The sequence below is a fragment of the Verrucomicrobium sp. BvORR106 genome (genome assembly GCF_000739655.1).
GTDB lineage: Bacteria > Verrucomicrobiota > Verrucomicrobiia > Verrucomicrobiales > Verrucomicrobiaceae > Verrucomicrobium.
Window position 1 is genome coordinate 1 of the sequence record NZ_BATR01000157.1, and the last position, 22380, is coordinate 22380.

The following is a 22380-nucleotide window of genomic DNA, read 5'->3' on the forward strand; positions in this document are numbered from 1 at the left end:
ATCCCGTTCGACTTGCATGTCTTATCCACGCCGCCAGCGTTCGTTCTGAGCCAGAATCAAACTCTCCGAACATTTGTCATTCATCTCTGAATGACGGTTCAATGTAAAACATTGAACTAAATTGACTGGTTGTTGTTTTGACAACCACGCGCTGTTTCTCACACACGCGCAGTACACAACTTAGCTTTTTCTTGGTTCAAACTAAACTCCAACCCTTGCGGGCCGTTTAGTCTGATTAATGCTGCCAAAGATCGTTTTCTGATTCTCGAAGAGAACCGCAATTGCTTGCGTTGCTCTTTTTGTCTCAGCCGCTCGTTTTCGGTGCGGGAGGAGATAGTACCTCACATCCTCATTTCGTCAACAACGTGAGGCTCTTTTTTTGAAGATTTTTCGCACTTTCCTTCCCTCTTGCGGAGCTACGCAGGTAGTTATTCGATGCAGCACCCGCCAAGATCTCCAAATTCTGGGCAATTGGTTGAGTTTAAGGAAGATTCAGATCGCTGAGCTCATCCGAAAATAGGGTCAAACGCCCCTTCTTGGCGCCAATTTTGCCTATCGAGACCGGTTGTTTCCCGCAAACGCCGGAGACAACAGCGACGCACACCATTGAGTGATGCTGAATGGCCACTCCAGAACGGCCATGGATCGCCAGCGCAGCTGTCGATACCAGCCTCTCCCCCATCGTCTCGCTTCCATCCGGTCCGCAAACGCCAGCTCGCTCTCTACTCCCCCGTTTATCCCCTCTATATAGGAGCACCGCCCCCCTCCGGCTCGTCCGCCGGCCATTCTGACGTTGCCACGGGTGGCGACGCTTCCGCAACACTCGCAACAGCCGCAACACTTCTCCCCCCAAAAATCCAGGGCTCAGGGGACGTCGGTCTGGGGAAAAGTTGGGCTTTTTTCAGATTGGGCCATCCAGATTGAAAAAGTCCCTTCTCACCCTCGTTTTCACCATCTCAGAATAAATATTCCATTCGAAACAAAAGAGGATTGACACGTTTCCGCATCCCTTCTTAGGCTCTTGGAAACGGGCATCCGTTACAAAAAACAATAGGGGGAACAAAAATGCATGTGACCATCCGCCGCTATAGCATCCACCCGGGATCAACCCAGAGGTTGATCGATCTGATCAACGAGGAGTTCCTTCCCACGATCAGCCAGGCACCAAAATTCATCGCCTACTATGCGGTGGACGAGGGTGACGGAGACATCAGTGCCGTGAGCATCTTCGAGGACGAGCCAAGCGCTATTGCCTCGAACCATCTTGCGGCCACCTGGGTGATGAAGAATGTGGCCGCGCTGATCTCCCAGCCTCCCAAGATCATCTCCGGCGAGGTGGTGGCGATGGCGGAGTCCGGAATGGCTATTTCTTAGTCATCTCATACACGCCAGTCCAATTCTCCGGCGGGTTCTTGATCAGGTGTTCGCAGCGCTCCTGATAGACGTGAGTGAGGGTGTCCCCCAACCCCTCGTCTGCGGCCTGGTTAAACCGTCCCAATGCCTCGGTGAAGCGTCCGTCACGGTACGCTTTCACCCCGTCTTCATACGTCTCTAGTCCGGACGGGCGAGGCATGTCATTCTCGCCCAGAACGGCGAAGACCGCGGTCGGAACCTTTTTGCCGACCACCTTCACCAAGTCGGCAGAGCGTAGCAAAAAGTTGCCACTCACTCGAGCGCAAACTGACTCGCTAATGACGAGATCCACACCGTACCCCTTGGTCAGACTTTCAAGCCGGGATGCGAGATTGACTCCATCACCGATGACGGTGATGTCCATTTTTTCATTGGGGGAATCGCAGCCAATATTTCCTGCAACTACTTCGGCCTGGTGAATGCCAATGCCAATGTGAAACGGGGCGATACCGCGAGCCGCCCAGTCTTTGTTGAGCTCGGCAAGATACCTTCTCATGTCCAGCCCAGAACGGACAGCGGACAGGGCATTCTCGTCGTCGCCGTCCGACTTGATCAACCCCCAGGTGGCCATCACCGCGTCACCAATAAACTTGTCCACAATGCCGCGATTTTGCACCACGGCTGCCACCATACGATTGAGGTACTCGTTCAGTTGTGAAACCATGGCCGAGGCTTCCATAGACTCCGACATGGAGGTAAATCCCCGAACATCCGAAAATAGCACAGCCACCATTTGCTTCTGCCCCCGAAGGGTGGTGAAGAGACCTGCCCGGTCCCGCATCATTTCGCGCACCAGTTCAGGAGAAGTGTAGCGCGCGAGGAAACGCGAGAGTTTGCGCGACTCCCTCAATTTGAGATAGTAGTTTCCTGCCAACCCTGTCAGGCCGCAGAGGTTCAAAGCTAGACCAAAGGGCAGCGGGGACACTTCCCTGCCCAACTCGTCGAATGCCCAGGCGCATCCATAGTACGCCCCTACCGTCGCCAACCCCAACCCCAGAAGGCTGACCAGAGGTTGCTTCACGACCGCCATCAGCACCCAAGCCACAAACAACCCGACAAGGAGAGAGGCCACAATCCACCACCAGGGTGCGTCTTGAAGAAAGTCACCCGCCAGCAGGGCTGTGAGCGTGTGCGCATGCAACTTCACCCCTGCTGGATTTCCAAATGGCGTGCGCTGAAAGTCCTGCAAGTCAGCGGCTACAGCCCCCACCATGACGATCTTGTCCTTGAAGAACTCCCCTTTCCCAAAGTTACCCTCCCACATCGAATCCGGCCAAACGGTGTACAGAGGCACCTCAGGGTAGGCATCAGCCTTGCAAAATCGGATGGCGACTTCGTGGCCGAGATGAGCCGTACTGCCCGGTTTGACGGCCTCTGCCACCACCACAGTGACGTGAGGCAGCGGCTTTTCCTCCGGGTTGCGCGGAGGATATTTCCCCACAATGAGCCCCTCTGCCTCATCTGAGGTCACGTAGGGCAACATCGTGCGGATGATGTCATCGCGAAACTGGAAGAAGTTGAGGATGCCAACTCTGTGTTTCATCAAACCACCGGGCCCTACCACCTCCTGCACCGGATCCGCCAGCCGAACCTGACGGCTACCTTGGGACATGTATTCGTCGAACTTGGCCCCCAGTATCAAACGGCCGGAATACTTCTCCACCGCCTCGCGTAGGAGGCGGTCGTCCTCGGGATCAACCGACGGCACATGGAAGGTAAGATCGAGGAAAACAGTCTTGGCACCCGCTGCAAACAGGCGGTCTGCCAGCATCGCCCAAACCCGGCGGGGATAGGGATAGTCTTTTTTCATGTGCTGGAGGGCAGGAGAAGCCTCCAGTTCCTCCGGCCACAGAGTGTCCAGGTTGCGGCTTGCATCATCTATCCCCAAGATGACAATGTCGTCACGAACAGGGGTTTTCCGCCCCTCACGGTGGTACTGATCGAGAACCACCCGGTCCCGGGAGTCCAGAGCCCCCCGCGTGGCCTCCAAACTGTAGGCAACGGCCAGAATCCCCGCCACTGCGAGCATGAGAGGAAGAATGAGCCACTGCGTCGAAGTTGTTGCTTCGCTAGAAAGGGTGTTCGGGCGACGTTGTTCGGACACGGAGAGTTTTGAGTGGGGTTGGCAACTGGTGTGGATCCTGCTTTCCGGCGTCCATTCCATACTGGACAACGCCAAAAAAGCTCTCTAGGTTTCAACTTGGCACATTTTGCGCATCTTCCGGTCCAATCGCAAATTTTCCTCACCACACGCACATGATCCCTGCTTTGCCTCGCCACCTTTCACTTTTGACCCTAAGTCTCGGTTTCATTTGGGGGACCAGCGCCTCAGCTCAGACGTTTCTCGACCCGGCACGCGCCTCTTCTGCCGTCACCCCAGACCCCGCCAGCCAATCCCTGATCAAGAGTCAGGCCGCGGCGGCCTCCGCAGGGCTGGAGGAAGAGAACGCGTACGCCCCCGCCTCACCAGGGGACAGCGACCTGGGAGCACAGCTCATCCTGAAACGTCAGGAAAAGTCGTACCCCTTTCGTGCCTGGCTCGACTCCGGTGGCTACTGGACGGACAACGCCGCCAACGTGAGCGAAGGCAAAATTGACGACTGGTTCTTTGTTGGAGGCGTGAACCTCAGCTGGCAGCAACAGCTCCACGGCCGCTTCTACGGGGACGTGTATGCAGGGCAGCACATCTACCGCTATGATCGCCTCAGTGAGCTGGACTACGAGGACGGAGAGGTCGCCGCAGGTTTCCTCGTCCTGATGCCGGAACTGGCCAACTCGATCCTGCACGTCCACTACTACTACCAGCGCATCACCCAGGATATCGGTGATTCCGCCATCTACCAGACTCACAACATCAAGGCTGGCATTCAGAAGACCTTCCTGATTGACCGCCTAAACAGCTTCAACGTCAACCTGACAGCCTCTCTGGCGCTCGACACCGAGCCGGACGTCCTGCAGCGCCACGAATACTCCGCCCAGTTCGGGTACATCTACAAGATCACTCGCGAGTTGCAGTTGGGGGTCTCCTATCGTCTGGGCTACTACGACTATTTCAACCTCGACGGACGACAGGACTGGTACCACAACTGGGGCGTCGGCCTGACCTGGCAGCCCTATGAGTGCCTGGACATCACGGCCAGTTACAACTTCAGCCTCAACGAAAGCAACCGCTCCGCTTTTGACTATGAATCCCAGCTGGCAGGCCCCTCCCTTGCCCTGAAGTTCAAGTTCTAGACGCAGTTCCTCACCTGCTTTTCCGCCAGTTTTTCCTCTATCCGCCTCGCTCACCAGCTTTCCGCCCAGTCCGTTTCCGCCCTCCTCACCTGACATGAAAACGAAACCCTCCCTCTTGCTCCTGGCGCTCGCCGGGGTCACGCCGCTCCTGCCGGGCAGCCTCTCTGCGGCAGGCTACACCAAGGCGGAATTCACCCGGCTCTTCAAAGACGTCAAAGTGCTCAAGGAGAACATCGCCCCCAAGGATGCTGCCGTGGGGGGCGAGATCGACCCTGTGACCTCCGTGGCCACCGGCGAAGGATCCCGGGCGGAACTGAAGTTCCCCGACAACTCGCTGACCCGTCTGGGGGCCAACTCCCGCTTCACGCTCCGCGGCGACCAGCGCACGCTGGACCTGAATGAGGGGGTCATGCTCCTGCAGGTGCCTAAGAAAATCGGCGGGGCCAAAGTCCGTACCGCAGCCGTCACCGCAGCAGTGACTGGCACCACCTGCCTCTTCGAGTACCTGCCGGGCGGGTTCGTCAAGCTGATCGTGATCGAGGGGTCCGTGGACCTCATTGACAACTCCAACCCGGGCAACTTCAGGAGCGTCAATGCCGGGCAGATGCTCGTCATGAAGGTGGAGGACATCCAGGCTGGAAACATGAAGAAGGCCAAGATCGCGTTCCCCGAGCCGGTGGATATCGACCTCAAGCTGCTCCTCTCCACCTCCAATCTGATCAGCGGCAATGACTCCGGCATGCCGAACTTCCTGCAAGTCGCGCAGGCAGTGGAAGACCAGCAGAAGGAGATCAAGAAGGGCAAACTGGTCGCCACCAACTTCGTACTTCCGGGTCGCGGCACCTTGGTGGGCCTGACCAATGACACCCGCTTGAACCTGTTCAAGAACGTTCAGGTGCAGGACACCAGCCCTCCGCCCACTCCCAACAACCCGCCGAACAATAACAACAACAATCCGCCTCCGACCCAGCCCACCCCTTTCCAGGGCTTCCTGCCGCTGATCTCCGGCACGACGGTGCTGAACAACAACTCTCTCATCCAGACCAACCCTCACGTCACGGCGTATAACAGCGGCCCGAATGACACCATCACCTCTGAGGGCAGGATCTACGATGCCACAGTAGAGTCACCCTTTACCTACTTCGGGTTTGGCCGGACGCTGCCGGTGGATAACGCCAACTTCCAGCCCTACCTGGAGTCCAAGGGCGACGGGAAATGGGCGGCGTTCAAGTTCAGCAGCCTTCTCATCAACGGCACTCCGTATTTTGAGTTCCCTTCTTCGGATGACGACTACAGCACCTTTGGCTACGGCGGTTATCACGGCTCATCCGGCGTGAGAAATGTCATCCTCGCCGCGGACGGCGATATTCGCCTGGCCCGGGACAACAGCTACGGACCCGGAAACGACTCCGTCACCTATGAGCACGCTCTGAACCTCTGGTACAGCGGGCTGAAGAGCCTGGTGCTGTTCTCGAACCAGGGCAGCATCTCTCTGGAGAAGTGGTTCGCCATCTACGGCGGATGGGTGGACATCTCTATGGTGGCTGCGGGCCCCACCTCTGATGTGAACCTTCTCGGCGAAGTGGCCATCTGGGGCGACCTGTTGCTGAGCGCCGGCCAGGACGTGAAGATCGAGCACGACGTCACCGCCAAGAACATCAACATCGCCTCTGGACGCGACGTCAACATCAAGGGCAAGACCCAATCTGGCTACGGCTACGGTTACGGTTATGGCCATGGCCACGGCAACAAGAAGATCACCGCCAAAGAGAATCTGACGATCTCCGCCAAGCGCCACATCAACATCACGAACTCGTCCGAGCTCAAGGTGCTGAGTAACTGGTGGGATCACGATGCCCTGCTGCGACTGGAATCCATCGGCGGCGACATCAGCGTGATTCAGTCCACCCTCGAAGCCCGGAACATCGAGATCGAGGCCCTGCAGGGCAACATCACGCTCGACCGCTCCTACATCAATGCGGGCGATGTGCTGAAGATCAGTGCTCTGGGCCCGAATGGCGAACTCCGCATCGGCAACTCGTTCCTGAACGGTGACCAAGTCGTCCGCCTCTTTGCAGAAGGCGCCAACGGCCGGGTGTACTTCGTGGACAACTCCACCATCCAGGGCAAGTACATCAGCATCGCCGGGGCCACCGTGGAAATCGCCACCGGCAAGGTGGTGACGCTGAAGCCGGGGTACAACAAGATCCCGAACGTCTACACGGACAATCCGAAGTTCAATGATCCAGGCAACGCGTACGGAAAGTTCAAGCGCGGGTACAATACGACGACGCCGGTCACAGTGAAGCCCTTTGCCCAGCGGAACGGTTCACCCTAGCGTGTAGAGCAGGGCGAAGCCCCTGCTGGTTTGGAGCCATCGCTCGGAAGACCGAAAACCAAACTTCAGAGACCAGGCATTCCCTAGGGAGTGCCTGGTCTTTTCCTTTTGCGGTAGCGGCGACAGCGTCGCGGTCACTTGCTGGTCGATCCCGTTCTGCGATCTCACCAGCGCGGCGACTACGGCCCGCTTTGAAAGCCACACTCCCCTGCCACACTCACCTCACCCAAGGTTTGATCGCCTGTTGCAGCTTCTCGTTGTTTTCCACATTCAGGGAACGACCCACACGCAGCACGGCCTCCTCCCCGGAGGCAGTCATGATGCGAAGCTGGACCGGGGTTTCCCCAGGATGATCTGTGAGGATCTTGTGAATGGCATCCAGATCCTTGGGACCGTGCTTGAGCACGTCCATGTAGAGAGCCAGCGGCTTGGGCTTGCCGTTGAGTTTCTCTGGCTTGACCGGCTTCAGAGGCTTCACCTCCTGCACCGTCATACGGATGGTTTCCGAGCGGGAATCCTTTTCACAACGCCCCTTCATGCCAATGACCCCGCCGTCCACGAGCAGGTCCTTGAACTTCTCATACCCCTCGCTCCAGGAGATCACTTCGACAGTGCCCGAGAAGTCTTCCAGGCCGAAGGTGGCGAAGGCGCGGTTGTCCTTCTTGGTGTACTTCACCTCCAGACGTTGGATCACCCCCGCCACGCGCAAGCTGACCCGCTCTTCCTTGACCTCCTGCACGTCCGCAATACGCGTGATGTACTTGCTCTCATAGACGTGGCGGTAGTTATCGAGCGGGTGGCCGGAGACGAAGAAGCCGAGAAGCTCCTTCTCAAACGCCATGAGCTCTTCCTTCGTCCATGGCGTCGTGGTGACCGACTTCGGCAGGGAGTTCTTCGTAGCCCCCATGGTGTCATCATCGAAGAGGCTGATCATGCCAGCCTTGCGTTCTTTCTGACGACTGGAGGCATTGGAGAGAACCTCATCCAAAACAAAGCACATGGAGGCGCGATCTTGCCCCGTCCAGTCAAAGCCCCCCACCTTGATGAGAGGCTCCATGAGGCGCTTGTTGATCATGCGGGAGTCCACCCGGGAGCAGAAATCTTCGAGGCTGGTGAAGGGCCCGCTCTTGGTGCGCTCTGCGATGGCCGCCGTCATCGCGGCCTCACCCACGTTCTTCACCGCCGCCAGTCCGTAGCGAATGGCATTAGGCTCCTCGCTGCCCTCAATGCACTCCGGGGCAAACTTGAGCGAGCTCTTGTTCACGTCCGGCGGCAAAATGGTGATGCCCATGCGCTGACACTCCGAGACAAAGCCTGCCAGCTTGTCCGTGCTGTTGACTTCATAGGAGAGCACGGCCGCCATGAACTCCACCGGGTAGTTCGCCTTCAAGTAGGCCGTCCGGTAGGTCACAATCCCGTAAGCCGCGGAGTGCGACTTGTTGAAGCCGTATCCTGCGAACTTCTCCAGCAAGTCGAAGATGTCGTTCGCCTTCTTCGCCGGGATCTGGTTGGTCTCGCCGCAGCCCTTCACGAAGATGGTGCGCTGCTTCTCCATTTCCTCCGGCTTCTTCTTACCCATGGCTCGGCGGAGCAAGTCAGCCGCACCCAGGGAGTAGCCTGCGAGCAAGTTGGCCGCCTTCTGCACCTGTTCCTGGTAGATGAGAATGCCGTAAGTTTCCTTGGAGACGTCCTCCAGCAGGGGGTGGAGGTATTCCACACGCTGCTCCCCTTTCTTACGCTTGATGAAGTCCGGGATCAGGTCCATCGGGCCCGGACGGTATAGCGCCAGCAGAGCGATGATTTCCTCGATCTTGTCCGGCTCCAGCTGGCGGCAGGTGAGAGCCATACCGCCAGATTCCATCTGGAACACTGCGATCGTCTCGCCCTTCCTCAGCATCTCATAGGTCACCTTGTCATCCAGGGGCACCGCATCCAGGTTGAAGTCCGGGAACCTCAGCCTGACGAAGTCCACGGCGTCCTTGATGACCGTGAGCGTCTTCAGCCCCAGGAAGTCCATCTTCAACATGCCCACATCTGTGAGCGGGCCCATGGCAAACTGGGCCACAACTTCCCCTTCACTTCCCCGGGTCAGCGGGATGAAGTTGTCCAGCGGCTGGTCTCCAATAACGATGCCCGCCGCGTGAATGCCGGCGTTACGCGTCATGCCTTCCAGGAAGGTGGCGTACTGCCAGAGCTGCTGCGTGCTGCTTTCGTTCTCAATCGCCGCCTTGAGCTCGGGGTTCTTCTCGACCGCCGATTCGAGGTCGATGTTGAGCTCGGTCGGAATCATTTTGGAGAGCCGGTCGGCATCCCCGTAGCTCCAGCCCAGCACGCGGCCCACGTCACGCACCACGCTCTTGGCACCCATGGTGCCGAAGGTGATGATGTGGCTCACGGAACGCTCCCCGTAGTGCTGCCGCACGTACTCGATGACCTCGGGACGACGGGTCTGGCAGAAGTCGATGTCCACGTCAGGAGGCGACACACGTTCCGGGTTCAGGAAACGTTCGAAGATCAATCCGAAGCGGATGGGACAAAGGTCAGTGATGCCCAGTGAGTAAGCTACCAGGGAACCGGCCGCGGAACCACGGCCCGGACCCACGGGGATGCCGTGATCCCGTGCCCACTTGATGAAGTCCCACACGATAAGGAAGTAGGACGTGAAGTTCATCTTGTTGATGATCCCCAGTTCGTAGTCCAGACGCTCCCTGAGCAGGGCATCATTCCCGGCACGCTCCTCCCCATACCGGGAGACCATGCCCGCCTCGCACAGCTGTCGGAAATAGCCATCCCGCGTCATGCCCTCCGGCGGTGGGAACTGGGGGTACTTCTCAATGCTGGAGGCATCCAGCTTCAGCTTGATATTGCACTTCTCCGCAATCTCCAGAGTGGTGTCGCAGGCCTCCTCGAAGTCCTCAAAAAGCTCCCGCATCTGCTCCGCCGTCTTGAAGTACACCTCCGGCGAGTAGTGCAGCCGCTTCTCATCGTGCACGTTGGCGGCCGTGCCGATGCAGATCATGACGTCATGCGCTTCGTGATCCTCCTTGTTCAGGAAGTGCACGTCATTGGCCGCCACCATCTTCAGACCGAACTCCCGGGAGAACTCACGCAGCTTCACCATACAGCGCTGCTGCTGGGCCATGCCGTGGTTGTGGAGTTCGAGGTAAAAATTATCCTTCCCGAAGATGTCGATGAACTCCTGGACGGTCTTGCGGGCCTCATCCTCCCGGTCAGTGAGAATGAACTCGTTGATCTCTCCGCTGATGCACCCGCTCAGGCAGATCAGCCCTTCGGAGTGCTTTTTCAGCGCCTCCTTGTCCACCCTCGGCTTGTGGTACATGCCGTCCAGGTGGGCCAGCGTCACCAGCTTCACCAGGTTGGCATACCCTTCATTGTTCGCGGCCAGGAGGGTGAGGTGGGAATTGCGCTTCCGTCCCGTGACGTCCTTCTTCTCCCACATGGATCCGGGGGAAAGGTAGATTTCGCACCCGATGATCGGCTTCACCCCGGCCTTGTTGGCCTCCTGATAGAACTCGATGGCCCCGAAAAGGTTCCCGTGGTCCGTCATCGCCACCGCTGGCATCCCCAGCGATTTGACCTTCTTCATCAGATCCGGAATCCTCACCGCTCCATCGAGCATCGAGTATTCCGTGTGCAGATGAAGATGGACGAAAGAGGCGGACATGTCCCTTTGAGATAGGGCAGAAAACGGGCCCGCGCAAGGGTCCCCGACCCGGAACTCAGCTCAACTTTTCAGCCCCTCGCCACCCCATCCACGGCAGCCCCCTTCCTCGTTTGCCTCCCTTCATCCACCGCACGCCTAGGCCATCTCAGCCTTGCCCAGAAACTCCCACTCCATCCCGTTCTTCCAGTCCGGGTTCCCTTGGGAAAAGGACGTGAACTTCCTCACGATCTCTCCCGCGCTAAAGTCACGCTTCGCCCGGAATTGCTGGGAGGTGGAATCCTGGTGCGCCAGCTCAAACCCCACATCCCGATCCCCGCTGGCCTGCAGAAACGTCCGATCATCCAGCTGATCCAGGATCAGGAAAGCATCCCCCTCCCTCGAATCGAGCGCGAAGACGGCTTCTCTAATATCCTTCTCAGTAGGGTTCTCCACACTGACTCCACCACAGATTCCCAACGTATATCGTTTCATACCAGATCAGGGGTGAGATTATGCCTCCGCAGAGGCCGACGTCTTCAGTAAAACGATTATGTCTGGATTTTGTTGTGACAAAATAAACACAGATCCACAATTTTCTCAATTGCACATTATACATTTCTCAGTTCTGAAACGATTTTGGGACTGAGCAACTCACCTTTACAACCGAGGCTAGCCTCAGGGATCCACCTATTGGTTACTTTTTTGCTTCGACAAACTAGCAAATTTCTCGAAAGAGCCACCGGACTGCGTAGGGTGCCGACATGCCAGTTATTCTACCCAAAGGTGGGAACATCTCTCTGTCATCCGAAGATCATTCAGATGGCAAACTCTCGGTGGCGCTCGGATTCAGCCCCTCTGCCAGCATTACCTCGCCCATTGATATGGACGCGAGCGCATTCCTGCTTGGGGAGGATGGGAAAGTTCGGCGGGGAGGCGACTTCATCTTCTACAATCAACCCTGTGACGAAGAGAGCCGGTTTATCTGCCTCCTTGAGAACGCTTCCGACCCCGCCGCAAACGTCAAAGGGGCGGAGGATGGAGACCCTGACCATGTTCGATTCTCCATCGATCTGGAAGCGATCCCCCCGGAGATTCAGCGGATCGTCTTCTGTCTGACGTTGCACGGTGCCGAAGAGAGGCGGCAGAATTTCGGATGCATCGAGAAGCTCTACCTCCGGGTCCTCAATCGAACCCAGAACCTCGAAACAGTCCGGTTTGAGGCGGTGGGAGAGTTCACGACGGAAACGGCTCTCCAGGTCAGCGAGCTCTACCGGCGGGGAAACGACTGGAAGTTCCGCGCCATCGGCCAGGGGTATTCCGGAGGTTTGGCGACGCTTGCTACCGGCTTTGGCGTGCATCTCGAAATGGCTGGAGACCCAGAGGAATCACCTTCACCAAAGCAGGATGAGGCAGATGAGACTGCAAATTTTGAGGTGGTCCCGCCGAGCATCAGCACCAGCAAAGCTCCGCCGGAACTGACAGACGGCTTCACTTCGCAGCTTCCTTCGCTATCCAAGAAGAAACGTAGGACCAGTTCGGAGATCCTGGCGTCGCAGACGGAGGAAATCGCGCGTGCGATGAAGCCGTTCCTGCCCCAGATAGGTCTTACCCTGAGAAATGCCGCGAACGAGAGCAGCACCCGCATCTTGCTGGATCGCATCCTGCAACAGGTGCTGGGCTACAGCCTCGAAGAGATCAAGGCGGAGCACAAGATACAGGGACGCACCGCTGACTATGTCCTCTCTCCTGGCGGAATCGATTCGGTGGTAATCGAGGTCAAGCGCATCGGCGCGCCTCTGAAGCAGAAGCAAATCTTCCAAGCCACCAGCTACGCCGCCTACTCCGGGATCAAGTGGGCACTGCTGACCAACCTCATCACTTGGAAACTCTACCGGGTGTCCACGACCGACAAGATCGAGCCGCATCTGGTCTTCACCATCGACCTGAACAAAGGCCTCTCTGAAGACGCCGCCCACTATCTGACGCTCATCTCGAAGAGTGGCATCGTCCGGAAAACACCGCTGGAGAGATTGTGGCAGATCCGACGATCCCTTTCCACCGAGAGCCTGATTGGGGCGATTCTTCACGATGACGTGCTCAGTCGAATTCGCACCCTCATTGCGCGAGACACTGGCATCAATCTCGCCACGGCGGACATCAAGGCCGCACTGGAGCAGGACATTCTAAAAATCGAATAGCCCTCAGCGGAGCCCCCAACCCCGCGATGCCAGTCTGAAAGGCACTGGCATCGCAAACACCAAGATGGAAGGGCCACGAGACACCTGATCTCGGGTGGCCCTCCTATTTTCGACTAGAGCTGCAAGGAGGCGATCTGCGCCATCAAGTCTTCACTGATCTTCCGATACAGATCCTTGCCGGTTTCGTGATAGTTGGCGGGATCATAGTACCAGGGCTCCCCGACCACGAGCGTCACTTCTGAAGGCGCCGGCATGGAGCCGCCACGCGGGAGGGCTTCACGAGTGCCGAAGAGACGAACCGGGATCACCGGGACATCGGACTTGGCAACGATGAGACCTACGCCAGGCTCACCGGGAAGCATCTTCCCATCCAGATTGCGGGAGCCCTCAGGGAAGATCAGCACTTTCTCTCCCAGCTTGAGCTGGCGGATCACGGCCTTCAAGCCACCCATATCTGGCTTGTCCTGGTCCACAGGGATGCAGTTCCAGGCGCGGTAAATGGCGCGTGACACAGCATTGCTCATCAGCGACTTTCTCGCGAGGTAGTAGATCTCCTCGTCGAACGCGATCCCGACGGCCGGCGGGTCCACGAAGCTCGCGTGATTGGAGACGATCAAGGCACCGCCTTCGAGATTCAACCTCTCACCACCGATGACCTGATAGTTGAAGAACCCCCGGGCGAGGGTTTTGAATGTATGATAGCCCAACCAGTAAGAGAGTTTCATGCGGATGCTGCAGGAGCTTGGACCGGACCCGTTTCAGGGAAACTGCGGGATGCCAGAAGGGCGCGCACGTGAGCGACCACTTCTGCGAGATTCATTTCTGAGCTGTCAACCACCACGGCATCCGCCGCAGCCATGAGGGGCGCGGTCTTACGCGTGGAATCCATCCTGTCGCGATCACGCACCGAGTCAGTCAGCCCCTGGAGACCGCGACGCTTCGCGCGGACTTCCTCAGAGGCATCGATGTAGAACTTCCAAGGGGCATCGGGGAAGATCACCGTGCCAATATCACGCCCTTCCATCACTGAGGGCTGCGAGCGCCCGATCCCTCGCTGCAGATCGAGCAGGATCGCCCGCACCTTGGGAATGCGAGCCACGTGGGAGACGGCTTTGTTCACCGGCTCGGAATTCAACTCCCCGTCCACATCCGCCCCATTGACCAGGATGACACTGCGGCCATCGCGAACCGGGCAGGTGAACTCCGTGCGGTCGATCACTTCCAGCACGGCGGATTCGTCTGTAGGGTCCGCATCCGCCAGGATCACTGCCAGCGTGGCGGCGCGGTACATGTTGCCAGTGTTCACATAGGTCCAGCCCAGGTGGGCCGCCAGTTCACGGGCCACACTGCTCTTTCCAGAGGCAGCCGGCCCGTCAATGGCAATCACCAGAGGTGGCACCGCAGGAGTCGAGTCGTCGAGAGTCGTCATGTTCAGTCTTTGGCGAGGCGTTCACTCACCTCAGAAGGAATGCTGCTGATGACGGGAATGGTTGCCTCGGGATCCAGCGGCTCACGCTGGAAGAGTTCGAGATGTTTCTCGAAGCCAGGGTACGAGGTGCTGATGCACTCCGTCTCATTGATGGTGGTGACGCCTTCCGCGAACAGACCCGCCACAGCGAAGGCCATGGCGATGCGATGATCACCGTAGCTTTCCAGCTCGGCTCCGTGCAGGTCCAGCCCCCCGGTAATCTCCATGCCATCGTCAAACTCCTCCACATGCACGCCCATCAGACGCAGGTTTCGCGCCACGGCCGCGATGCGATCCGTTTCTTTCACGCGCAGCTCCTTGGCATCACGGATCACTGTCACGCCGCGCGCCAGAGCGCCAGCCACAGCCAGGATAGGCAGTTCATCGATCACGTTCGGGATCTCCGCCCCGCCGATCTCCGTGCCCACCAGGCTTCCGCCCTGCACTGTGATGTGACCACAAGGTTCGCCATCGCTCACCTCCACCGTGTCGTTGAGACGGGCTCCCATGCGGATGAGCACATTCAGGATGCCGGTGCGGGTCGGGTTCAGCCCCACCTTCTTGATGGTCAGGCTGGCTCCAGGGCTGGCTGCCGCGGCCACAAGCCAGAAGGCGGCGCTAGAGATGTCCCCGGGGACAAACAAGTCCTTGGGCTGAGGCTTCTGCCCGCCATAGATGCTGATCGCGTGCCCATCCCGCACCACCTTCACGTCGAAGTGGGCCAGGAGACGCTCCGTATGATCCCGCGTGATCACGGGCTCCACCACCGTGGTCTTGCCAGGGGTATTCCAGCCAGCCAGCAGCACCGCACTCTTCACCTGGGCGCTCGCCATAGGCAGCGTGTAGGTGATGGCTTCGAGTTCACCGCCATGGATGGTGATCGGGGGTGAAATCTTCTCCCCCTGCCCTTCCAGCCGTGCCCCCATCAAACCGAGCGGATCCGCCACCCGCTTCATGGGCCGCTTGGAAAGGCTGGGATCGCCCGCCATGGTGGCCGTGAAAGGCTGGGCCGCCAGGATGCCGGACATGAGCCGCATGGTGGTACCCGAATTTCCGCAGTCGATCGTCTCCGAGGGGGCCCTCAGGGTCATGCCATGGCCGGTGACGGTCAGCTTCACGGGCTTGCCGCGGCTGTCCGTCTGGAGCACCTCATACTCCGCCCCCATGGCCTTCATGGCGTTCAGGGAGCACAGGCAATCATCGCTGGAAAGGAAGTTCTCGATCAACGTCGTGCCCTCGCACAGGCCGGCAAACATGACCGCGCGATGGCTGATGCTTTTGTCTCCCGGCACCACGAGTTCGGTGGGGACATGTTTCAAAGAACGGACCTTGAGCTGGGACATGGAGGTATTGGCGTATGAAAAAAGAAGACTGACTGAACGGGCGACTTTCGCCGGATTCACACCACTCCATCACGGAGGGTTTTCGCGTTCTGGAGGAAGTGGCGCAATGCCCTGTCATCCACGTTGTCGAGGATCGCAAGCAGTTCATTGTAGAGGTCCCGGGCAGCCAGAATGGAGGCCCTGACCTCGTCCCGGTTTTCCAGGAGAATGCCCGTCCAGAGGGCAGGATCCCCTGCCGCCACCCGGGTGGTATCGCGGAATCCGTTCCCGGCACAAGCCGCGGCAGAGGGATCCTCATGAAGCGCGGCCAGAGCCGTGACCGCCGCCGCGACGTGCGGCAGGTGGCTGATGCGCGCGACCTTGCGATCATGCTCCTCTGGCGACATCTCCAGCACCCGGCAGCCCAGCAGGGCCCAGAAGGCGCGAATGGTTGCCAGGGCTGTGTCCTCGGTGAACAAAGTAGGCGTGATCAGGCATGCGGCCCGCTGGAACAATTCCACCCGGGCAGCCTCCAGCCCGGCACGCTCTGAGCCGGCCATGGGGTGGCTCCCCACAAAGCGATAGGTGGATCGGGCAAAGGCATCTTCCAAGGCGGTTACGACCGTGGTTTTTACGCTGCCCACATCCGTGACCACACACCCCGGGGCCACCAGGCTCTGTAGCGTCACCAACTCTGCGGCAAGGGCGGGCATGGTCTCAACCGGCGTGCAAAGCACCACCAGGCCGACTCCAGGCAGGATCTCCTCCAATCGAGAGGACGCCAGGTCTGCGAATCCGCGCTCCATCAGCACCGCAGCCGCTTCCGGTCGCCGGGCCCAGGCCCGCAGGTGAACACCCGGCAGACTGGCACGCAAGGCCATCAACATGGAGCCCCCCAGCAGACCGGGGCCCAGGATCGCGATGTGGAGTGGCAGCGAGGTATTCAACGAAACAATAAAGGTGCGTTCTTCAGGAAGGTCTGAGAGTCGTCAGGACTCATCCCGGTCACCCGTGCGTGACGGCAGCAGCGGTTGCCAGGGAAAGAAAAGGCGCGTTGGAACCCAACGCGCCCTGTTCAAGTTCTGCTATCGCCCCAGGACGCTTACGGGACAAGGAAGATTTTGCCGGTGCGTGGGTCACGCACCTTCTGGCCGGGGGTGAAGTCACGCACATCCACCATGTTCTCCGGCTTAGCTTCCACGCCTGGAGGATACACGAAACCGGTCCGGCCGGGAACCATCTTGCCATAGGTAGGCGGACCACCCGCAGCGGCACCCGTATTGGCGGCTGGGGAGGGCCCCGGCGGCGGCGGCACGGGAGGGGAAGGCGGAGCTGGCGGTGGGGAGTCCGGGACGGAAGGCGGCGTCACATCCGTGGAGGACGTCACCGTGGACTCCGTCGGCTGCATGTTGGGGTCAGAAGACTCCACCGTCGTGGTCGGCGCCCCAGTCTGGGTCACCGGGCTCGTCTGGTAGCGGGCCTGTCCTGAAGGAGGATCATCCAGCGAGTACCCGGTGTTCCGCTGGCGGATCGTTTGCTGAGAACTGGTGGTCTCACAGCTGGCAAGCACCAGAACGGCACCCGCGCTTAGCAAAGGCAAGAGGGTCGAGATCTTCATCTTCAGGAGAAAGGAGTTTTATGAATTCACGCGCATCGGCATGAGCACGTAGAGGAAATTGGTCCCACTACGCAGCACGCCAGGGCTGATCTCGTCAATCAAATGAAGGTAAACTTCGTCGCTGACGAGATTGCGCAACGGAGCCATGAAGAACTCCGGGTTGAAGGCGATGGTCATCTCCGGCCCCTTGTAGTTGATGGCGACGCTCTCGCGGGCCTCACCCACGTCGGGAGCATTGGCCACCACCTCGAGATTGTCCTTCGTCAGGTGAAGCTTCACCGAGTTGGACTTGTCGCTGAGAAGAAGGGACGTACGGCCGAGAGTGCGCAGGAGGGGCTCGCGATCCAGCGCGATGCGCTCACGGGCCTCACCGGGGATCACCTGGCGGTAGTTCGGGTAGTTGCCTTCGATCAGCTTGCTGGCGAGGAAGAAGTCACCCAAGTCAAAGGCGATCTGGCCGGAGCCCACCTTGAGGGTCACTTCGCCTTCGTCTTCCAGGAGGCGCTGGATCTCATTCACCGCCTTGGTCGGGATGATGATGTCCACCTCGTTGCTCTGGGGAAACTCCAGCTCCTGCTCCACCATCGCCAGACGGCGACCGTCGGTGGCCACCATCGTCAGCATGTTCTCCTTGAAGGAACACAGGATGCCGTTGAGCACGTAGCGGGTCTCGTCCGTGGAGATGGAGTAGGATGTCTTGCGCAGGCAGTCTTTCAGCACGCGCTGCTCCAGCTTGAACTCACGCGCCTCGCTGAAGGTCGGCAGCGGCGGGAACTCATCAGCCGCCAGACCCATGACCTTGAAAAAGCTCGGACCGCTGCGGATGTGCGCCACATTGCGCTCATCCACCGTCACTTCTACCTCGTCCGCCGGCAGTTCCCGGATGATCGAGACCAGCTTGCGCGCCGGAAGGGTTGTGGCTCCAGCCTCCTCAACTTCCGCCGCCACCGTACCGCTGATACCCACGTCAAGGTCCGTCGTGACAAACTGCAACTGGCCGTTGCCTGCCTTGATCAGGACGTTCGAAAGGATGGGGAGCGTCGTCCGGGTGCTGACGACATGTTGCACTTGTTGGAGCGCGGTGAGGAAAGCTTCCTTGCTGATGGAGAATTTCATGGTCAGGCTTGCGGCTTCTCTTAGCGAGAGGCAAAAATTAAGCAAGCATAATGGGAGCAAAACCGGATGGTGTCGAAGGAAAAAAGTCCTTTCGTCTCACCCGTTTTGCTCCCGGCAATCTGATCAGGAAATCTTTTTAATTTTTTCCGTCAGCACACCCAACATCCGGCGAAATTCTTCAGAATTTGCCTTCGCAGCGACCGACTTGCAGGCATGGATCACCGTTCCGTGGTCGCGGCCGCCAAAGGCGTCGCCGATTTCCTTCAGCGAGCACTTGGTGAGCTCCCGCGCGAGGTGCATGGCGATCTGCCGTGGGATGGCGATGGAGGCCGGTCGACGGTGGCTTGTCATGTCCGCCAGACGAATGTCGTAGTGCTCGGCCACAACCTTCTGGATCCAGTCGATGGTGACAGCCTTGGTATCTGGCTCCTCCAGAATGTCACGGAGCAGCGTCTCCACAATCGACTGAGTGATGGGCCCGCCACTGCCCAACGAGATATGGGCCGCGACACGCATGAGAGCGCCTTCCAGCCGTCGCACGTTGATGCGGATGTTCTCTGCCAGGAAAGACAGGACCCAGTCATCCACCTGCACATGCCAGTCCACCATCTTCTGGCGGAGGATCGCAGTCCGGGTTTCCAGATCAGGAGACTCAATCTGCGTGGCCATCCCCCACTCGAAACGGGACACCAGACGAGCCTCCAGATTCTTGATCTCGCTCGGGGCACGATCACTCGTCAGGACGATTTGTTTAAAGGAGTTAAACAAATCGTTAAAGGTGTGGAAGAACTCCTCCTGAGTACTCCCCTTGCCGGCGAAGAACTGGATGTCATCGATGAGCAGCACGTCCACCTTCCGGTACTTCTGGCGGAAGGCACTCACCTTGCTGTGGCGCAGTGCTTCGATGTATTCGTTGGTGAAGGCTTCGCTCGTGACATAGCGCACCACCTTCTTGGGCTTGTTCTGCAGGATCTCACGCCCGATGGCCTGCATCAGGTGCGTCTTGCCCAGCCCCACTGCTCCGTGCAGGAAGAGCGGGTTGTAGGTGCGCCCCGGCTTCTCTGCGACAGCCTTGGCCACCGCGCAGGAGTAGGTGCAGTTGGGCCCCACGACGAAGGCATTGAAGGAAAAGCGGGTGTTCAGCCCCGACTCCATGAGGAGGCGGTTGAAGCGGGTGTCCGTGTCGAACAGGTTACCTGAGACGACGTCCGACTTTTCCGCGACGCGGTCCATCTTCTTCCCAGCTTCCTTTGCGGTCGCTGCGACATTGGCATCGAAGCTGGCCGGGACCAGGTTGGGCGCACTGGGAGCCTGTGGACTCTGGGTCTCCGCCATGGCCGAGACTTGAGACAAGGCAGACTTCAACGAGGGCGGCTCAGACACCGCATCCGCCGCCACGATGTAGTCGATCTCACGCCCACCAGGCAGGACCTCGCTGGTCGCCACCTGCAGGAGCTGCTGGTAGTTGTCCTCGATCCAGTACTGGTGCATCAAGTTCGGCACCAGGAGCACGATACGCTGATCATCCAGCAACTGCATGCCCACGCGCTGGAACCAGCGCTCAAACATGAGTGGCCCGATGCGCTCTCTCATCAACGCCTTGATGCGGCCCCAAGGCTCCACCTCGGGCGTGGATTCGGGACTTCCGCCCGTCCACAAAGGAAGCTCGCTCGCCAACTCCCCTTCCCCGATCATGACCGTATTTGTCATCTTTCCGCTTGGTACTTTTAGGCCCCCTGATTGATCCATTTCACCGCACCCTTAACCCCGCCCTCGCCGCCTGGAAAGTTTTTAAAATTCATGCTCATGGTTTAGGACTCTTCACGACGTCAAACAAGGAAATCTTCACATAATTTTAGAAGCAGATTTTAGTTGTCAGCCAGCAATGCGGATTTTTAATTTTTATTTATAGTGTTTCAAGATTGGATCATTTTTTCCATGACGTTCGTCTTGACGTTTTGCCATCCTCGAGAAATCAAGCCTTCACAAACTTTCCACCTGCCCGCATTTGCCATATGCGGCAAGCGGCACCTATTTTGCCTGCGATGTCTCTAGATTTTCCAACCCTCAAGGCCCTGTTGCAAAAGCGTCTCGCCGTCATCGGTGATCATGCGCTGCGCGATGCTGATCCCGCCTCTCACCTGAAGGCGCTGCAGGAGGTTTCTGAGGCCCTGGAAGCCGAGCACCAGCGGCTGCGCGGCAGCCTTCCGGGGCGCTTGCGTCATTTCCTAGAACAAGCCAGCTACCAGAAAGCACTGGCCCTGCTGGAGGACGGCGGCGCCAGCATCGAGGGGCCGCACTAGTAGTTTCCTACACCCCTTCCGCCGGAGCCGCAGCCAGAGGGCGGCGCAGGCGGGACGGCAGGCCAAGAACTTCGCGTCCTGAAGCTCCCCGGCCTCCAGAGCTGCGCGAGCAGGCTATGGAGTGACCAGGGCAAAGAGCTTCTCCAGCGCGCTGCGCGGAGCCCGGGTGGCAATGAAATAACACTGACCGCCATCGCTCCAGCGCGCGACGTTCCAGCCGTCCCTTTCCACGAACTCCGGACGATGCAGCGGAGGCGCTCCGGGGAGACCGCCCTGGGCATTGTTCACCACCACCAGGTGGGCTTCCTTGCCGGGCATGATTTCAAAGCAGACCACGGTCACCTGCCGGGGACCCACCTGGACCGATTTGCACCCCAGGCTGGCCATGGCTTCCACCCCTTTGGGCAGACCGGCCGGCACGGGCTGCTGCTGCTTCACCAGCCGACTCCGGATCTCATCCAGATTGCTGGAAAAATGATCCAGCTGCACCGAGCCGGAATCGATTTCCCGGACCAGGGCCAGTGACTGCCGTTGCCACTCCGGCATGGAGCGCTTGCTGCTCACATCCTGCCACAGAACGACCGCGCCCACAACGACCACAGCCAGGGCGGCAATCGTGCTCAACCAGACGTCCAATCGACGCCTGGCGGCAGGCCTCTCCGAAGCAGCGTGCTCAAGCTTTTGCAACCTCGCCCGCAGATCATCCGGCACTGGCACGTCAGCCATCGCGCTGGCTATCTGTTCATCAAACTGACGCCGCTTCCCTTCCCAGTTCCCCAACTCAATGTCGGAGCCCGCCAGGGCACGAGCCTCCTCCGCCGTGTCCTGGGGACGCAGCGTGGTGGCATCGAGATTCAGCCTGGCTTCTTCAGGGGTCATGGGATCGTTGGGATCATCATCGCATCAGACATGTCATGTTCAGTGACGCTCACGCAGGCCTCCCTTCACGAGATGCATCAGCGTATCGTTCGAGGATCTTCCGGAGCGCGGACTTGCCCCGGGATAGGCGGGACATCACGGTGCCCACCGGCACCTCCAGCACATCGGCAATCTCTTTATAGGACAGCTCCTTGAGGTAGAAGAGCACCACCGGAGCACGATAGGTGGCATCCATTTGCTCAAGGGCCAGCTGTAGCGTCGCACTGTCCACCACGGGCGGGTCGCCCTCGCTCTCCACCACCTCGCCATGGCGCTCCGCGTCGAACTCCACCTTCTCATGCCGCTGCTCCTTCCGGGCCATGCCCAGCCACTCTCGATACAAAGTCGTGAAGAGCCAGGTCTTGACCTTGGACTTGTCCCGGAGGGCCTCCCCTTTTCGAGCCCATTGCAGGAAGGTGTGCTGCACCAGATCCTGGGCCGTGGCCTGCTGGTGGCACATGCTCAGGGCAAAACGATAGAGCGGCGCATAGTGCGCATCCACGATCTGCTCGAAACTGGGCATCACCTCCCCCACCGTCCCAGCTAAGGTGGGGCTACGCTCACGGTCAATCGGGATCTCTCTTTCCGGAGGCTCCATCCAGCGGACCACACTGCCCCACGTCACACCCGTGTTGGTCTGAAGGTGGTTCATGGGAGGTTCAGTTTTGCGTTGAGTTTGATGATGGCCATGAGTTCGGTCCTGACGCATTGACCGGGACCCCATCTGCGGGTAGTCGGAGGTGAGAGCCGCCATCCTGGCCGGGTATTCCCGAAAAACAGATCCTTTT

Annotated in this window: 17 protein-coding genes and 1 rRNA gene; 5 read left to right on the plus strand and 13 right to left on the minus strand. The window is 59.0% G+C overall.

Annotated elements, in window-relative coordinates:
• Nucleotides 1–72: ribosomal RNA gene (locus BV106_RS27455) — 16S ribosomal RNA — on the minus strand; the annotation flags it as partial.
• Between the two features lie 993 nt (nucleotides 73–1065).
• Between BV106_RS27455 and BV106_RS27465 the strand changes: the two genes are divergently transcribed.
• On the plus strand, nucleotides 1066–1374 hold the full coding sequence (locus BV106_RS27465; protein WP_038170131.1) for a hypothetical protein: 309 nt from the start codon (nucleotides 1066–1068) through the stop codon (nucleotides 1372–1374).
• On the opposite strand, the gene BV106_RS27470 is transcribed toward BV106_RS27465, so the two are convergent.
• Nucleotides 1364–3517 carry an adenylate/guanylate cyclase domain-containing protein gene (locus BV106_RS27470; RefSeq protein WP_265596125.1) on the minus strand — a complete coding sequence of 718 codons (2154 nt, stop codon included), beginning with the start codon at nucleotides 3515–3517 and terminating at the stop codon, nucleotides 1364–1366. The genes BV106_RS27465 and BV106_RS27470 overlap by 11 nt on opposite strands.
• A gap of 185 nt (nucleotides 3518–3702) precedes the next feature.
• Here BV106_RS27470 and BV106_RS27475 point away from each other — a divergent pair, with 185 nt between their 5' ends.
• Together BV106_RS27475 and BV106_RS27480 are read left to right on the plus strand one after the other, a co-directional pair.
• Nucleotides 3703–4647, plus strand: coding sequence for a hypothetical protein (locus tag BV106_RS27475; protein ID WP_265596126.1), 945 nt, complete (start codon nucleotides 3703–3705; stop codon nucleotides 4645–4647).
• Between the two features lie 94 nt (nucleotides 4648–4741).
• Nucleotides 4742–6985: a FecR family protein gene (locus tag BV106_RS27480; protein ID WP_038170134.1), complete on the plus strand. Its 2244-nt coding sequence runs from the start codon at nucleotides 4742–4744 to the stop codon at nucleotides 6983–6985.
• 217 nt (nucleotides 6986–7202) lie between these two features.
• Here the strand turns inward: BV106_RS27480 and dnaE are convergent, their stop codons facing one another.
• Nucleotides 7203–10670, minus strand: coding sequence for a DNA polymerase III subunit alpha (dnaE, locus tag BV106_RS27485; protein ID WP_038170135.1), 3468 nt, complete (start codon nucleotides 10668–10670; stop codon nucleotides 7203–7205).
• A 135-nt stretch (nucleotides 10671–10805) separates the two neighbouring features.
• On the minus strand, nucleotides 10806–11141 hold the full coding sequence (locus tag BV106_RS27490; RefSeq protein ID WP_038170137.1) for a hypothetical protein: 336 nt from the start codon (nucleotides 11139–11141) through the stop codon (nucleotides 10806–10808).
• A gap of 269 nt (nucleotides 11142–11410) precedes the next feature.
• Here BV106_RS27490 and BV106_RS36340 point away from each other — a divergent pair, with 269 nt between their 5' ends.
• A complete protein-coding gene (locus tag BV106_RS36340) occupies nucleotides 11411–12847 on the plus strand; it encodes a TerD family protein (RefSeq protein WP_051946404.1) in 1437 nt (478 codons plus the stop codon).
• A 113-nt stretch (nucleotides 12848–12960) separates the two neighbouring features.
• Here the strand turns inward: BV106_RS36340 and BV106_RS27500 are convergent, their stop codons facing one another.
• The 7 genes from BV106_RS27500 to dnaA all read right to left on the minus strand — a co-directional run bounded on the left by BV106_RS27500 (nucleotide 12961) and on the right by dnaA (nucleotide 20081).
• The gene (locus BV106_RS27500) at nucleotides 12961–13572 is read right to left on the minus strand and encodes a lysophospholipid acyltransferase family protein (protein WP_038170139.1); all 612 of its coding nucleotides are present in this window, start codon (nucleotides 13570–13572) and stop codon (nucleotides 12961–12963) included.
• Entirely contained in the window at nucleotides 13569–14276 is a 708-nt protein-coding gene (cmk, locus tag BV106_RS27505; protein WP_051946405.1) for a (d)CMP kinase, read from the minus strand. Before cmk ends, BV106_RS27500 begins: the two co-directional genes overlap by 4 nt.
• Before the next feature lie 2 nt (nucleotides 14277–14278).
• Entirely contained in the window at nucleotides 14279–15658 is a 1380-nt protein-coding gene (gene aroA, locus BV106_RS27510; RefSeq protein ID WP_038170141.1) for a 3-phosphoshikimate 1-carboxyvinyltransferase, read from the minus strand.
• A gap of 56 nt (nucleotides 15659–15714) precedes the next feature.
• Nucleotides 15715–16584, minus strand: coding sequence for a prephenate dehydrogenase/arogenate dehydrogenase family protein (locus tag BV106_RS27515; protein WP_051946406.1), 870 nt, complete (start codon nucleotides 16582–16584; stop codon nucleotides 15715–15717).
• A gap of 155 nt (nucleotides 16585–16739) precedes the next feature.
• Entirely contained in the window at nucleotides 16740–17255 is a 516-nt protein-coding gene (locus tag BV106_RS27520; RefSeq protein WP_038170146.1) for a hypothetical protein, read from the minus strand.
• An 18-nt stretch (nucleotides 17256–17273) separates the two neighbouring features.
• Nucleotides 17274–18371 carry a DNA polymerase III subunit beta gene (gene dnaN, locus BV106_RS27525; RefSeq protein ID WP_038170148.1) on the minus strand — a complete coding sequence of 366 codons (1098 nt, stop codon included), beginning with the start codon at nucleotides 18369–18371 and terminating at the stop codon, nucleotides 17274–17276.
• Between the two features lie 123 nt (nucleotides 18372–18494).
• A complete protein-coding gene (gene dnaA / locus BV106_RS27530; RefSeq protein WP_051946407.1) occupies nucleotides 18495–20081 on the minus strand; it encodes a chromosomal replication initiator protein DnaA in 1587 nt (528 codons plus the stop codon).
• Nucleotides 20082–20416: 335 nt separating this feature from the next.
• Between dnaA and BV106_RS27535 the strand changes: the two genes are divergently transcribed.
• Nucleotides 20417–20674, plus strand: a complete 258-nt coding sequence (locus BV106_RS27535; protein WP_038170151.1) for a hypothetical protein — start codon at nucleotides 20417–20419, stop codon at nucleotides 20672–20674.
• A 114-nt stretch (nucleotides 20675–20788) separates the two neighbouring features.
• Here BV106_RS27535 and BV106_RS27540 read toward each other — a convergent pair whose 3' ends face one another.
• Both BV106_RS27540 and BV106_RS27545 read right to left on the minus strand, forming a co-directional pair.
• Nucleotides 20789–21553 (minus strand): DUF3379 family protein, encoded by a 765-nt coding sequence (locus BV106_RS27540; protein WP_038170152.1) that lies wholly within the window; start codon nucleotides 21551–21553, stop codon nucleotides 20789–20791.
• A gap of 49 nt (nucleotides 21554–21602) precedes the next feature.
• Complete coding sequence (locus BV106_RS27545) at nucleotides 21603–22244, minus strand: RNA polymerase sigma factor (protein WP_081892340.1); 642 nt, start codon at nucleotides 22242–22244, stop codon at nucleotides 21603–21605.
• Between the last annotated feature and the right edge of the window lie 136 nt (nucleotides 22245–22380).

What these genes read in the sequence shown, in the direction of transcription:
- BV106_RS27540 (WP_038170152.1), bottom strand. Translation starts at nt 21,553, where the DNA reads ATGACCCCTGAAGAAGCCAGGCTGAATCTCGATGCCACCACGCTGCGT.
- cmk (WP_051946405.1), bottom strand. Translation starts at nt 14,276, where the DNA reads ATGACGACTCTCGACGACTCGACTCCTGCGGTGCCACCTCTGGTGATT.
- aroA (WP_038170141.1), bottom strand. Translation starts at nt 15,658, where the DNA reads ATGTCCCAGCTCAAGGTCCGTTCTTTGAAACATGTCCCCACCGAACTC.
- BV106_RS27500 (WP_038170139.1), bottom strand. Translation starts at nt 13,572, where the DNA reads ATGAAACTCTCTTACTGGTTGGGCTATCATACATTCAAAACCCTCGCC.
- dnaE (WP_038170135.1), bottom strand. Translation starts at nt 10,670, where the DNA reads ATGTCCGCCTCTTTCGTCCATCTTCATCTGCACACGGAATACTCGATG.
- BV106_RS27535 (WP_038170151.1), top strand. Translation starts at nt 20,417, where the DNA reads ATGTCTCTAGATTTTCCAACCCTCAAGGCCCTGTTGCAAAAGCGTCTC.
- BV106_RS36340 (WP_051946404.1), top strand. Translation starts at nt 11,411, where the DNA reads ATGCCAGTTATTCTACCCAAAGGTGGGAACATCTCTCTGTCATCCGAA.
- dnaA (WP_051946407.1), bottom strand. Translation starts at nt 20,081, where the DNA reads ATGACAAATACGGTCATGATCGGGGAAGGGGAGTTGGCGAGCGAGCTT.
- BV106_RS27465 (WP_038170131.1), top strand. Translation starts at nt 1,066, where the DNA reads ATGCATGTGACCATCCGCCGCTATAGCATCCACCCGGGATCAACCCAG.
- BV106_RS27480 (WP_038170134.1), top strand. Translation starts at nt 4,742, where the DNA reads ATGAAAACGAAACCCTCCCTCTTGCTCCTGGCGCTCGCCGGGGTCACG.
- dnaN (WP_038170148.1), bottom strand. Translation starts at nt 18,371, where the DNA reads ATGAAATTCTCCATCAGCAAGGAAGCTTTCCTCACCGCGCTCCAACAA.
- BV106_RS27545 (WP_081892340.1), bottom strand. Translation starts at nt 22,244, where the DNA reads ATGAACCACCTTCAGACCAACACGGGTGTGACGTGGGGCAGTGTGGTC.
- BV106_RS27520 (WP_038170146.1), bottom strand. Translation starts at nt 17,255, where the DNA reads ATGAAGATCTCGACCCTCTTGCCTTTGCTAAGCGCGGGTGCCGTTCTG.
- BV106_RS27490 (WP_038170137.1), bottom strand. Translation starts at nt 11,141, where the DNA reads ATGAAACGATATACGTTGGGAATCTGTGGTGGAGTCAGTGTGGAGAAC.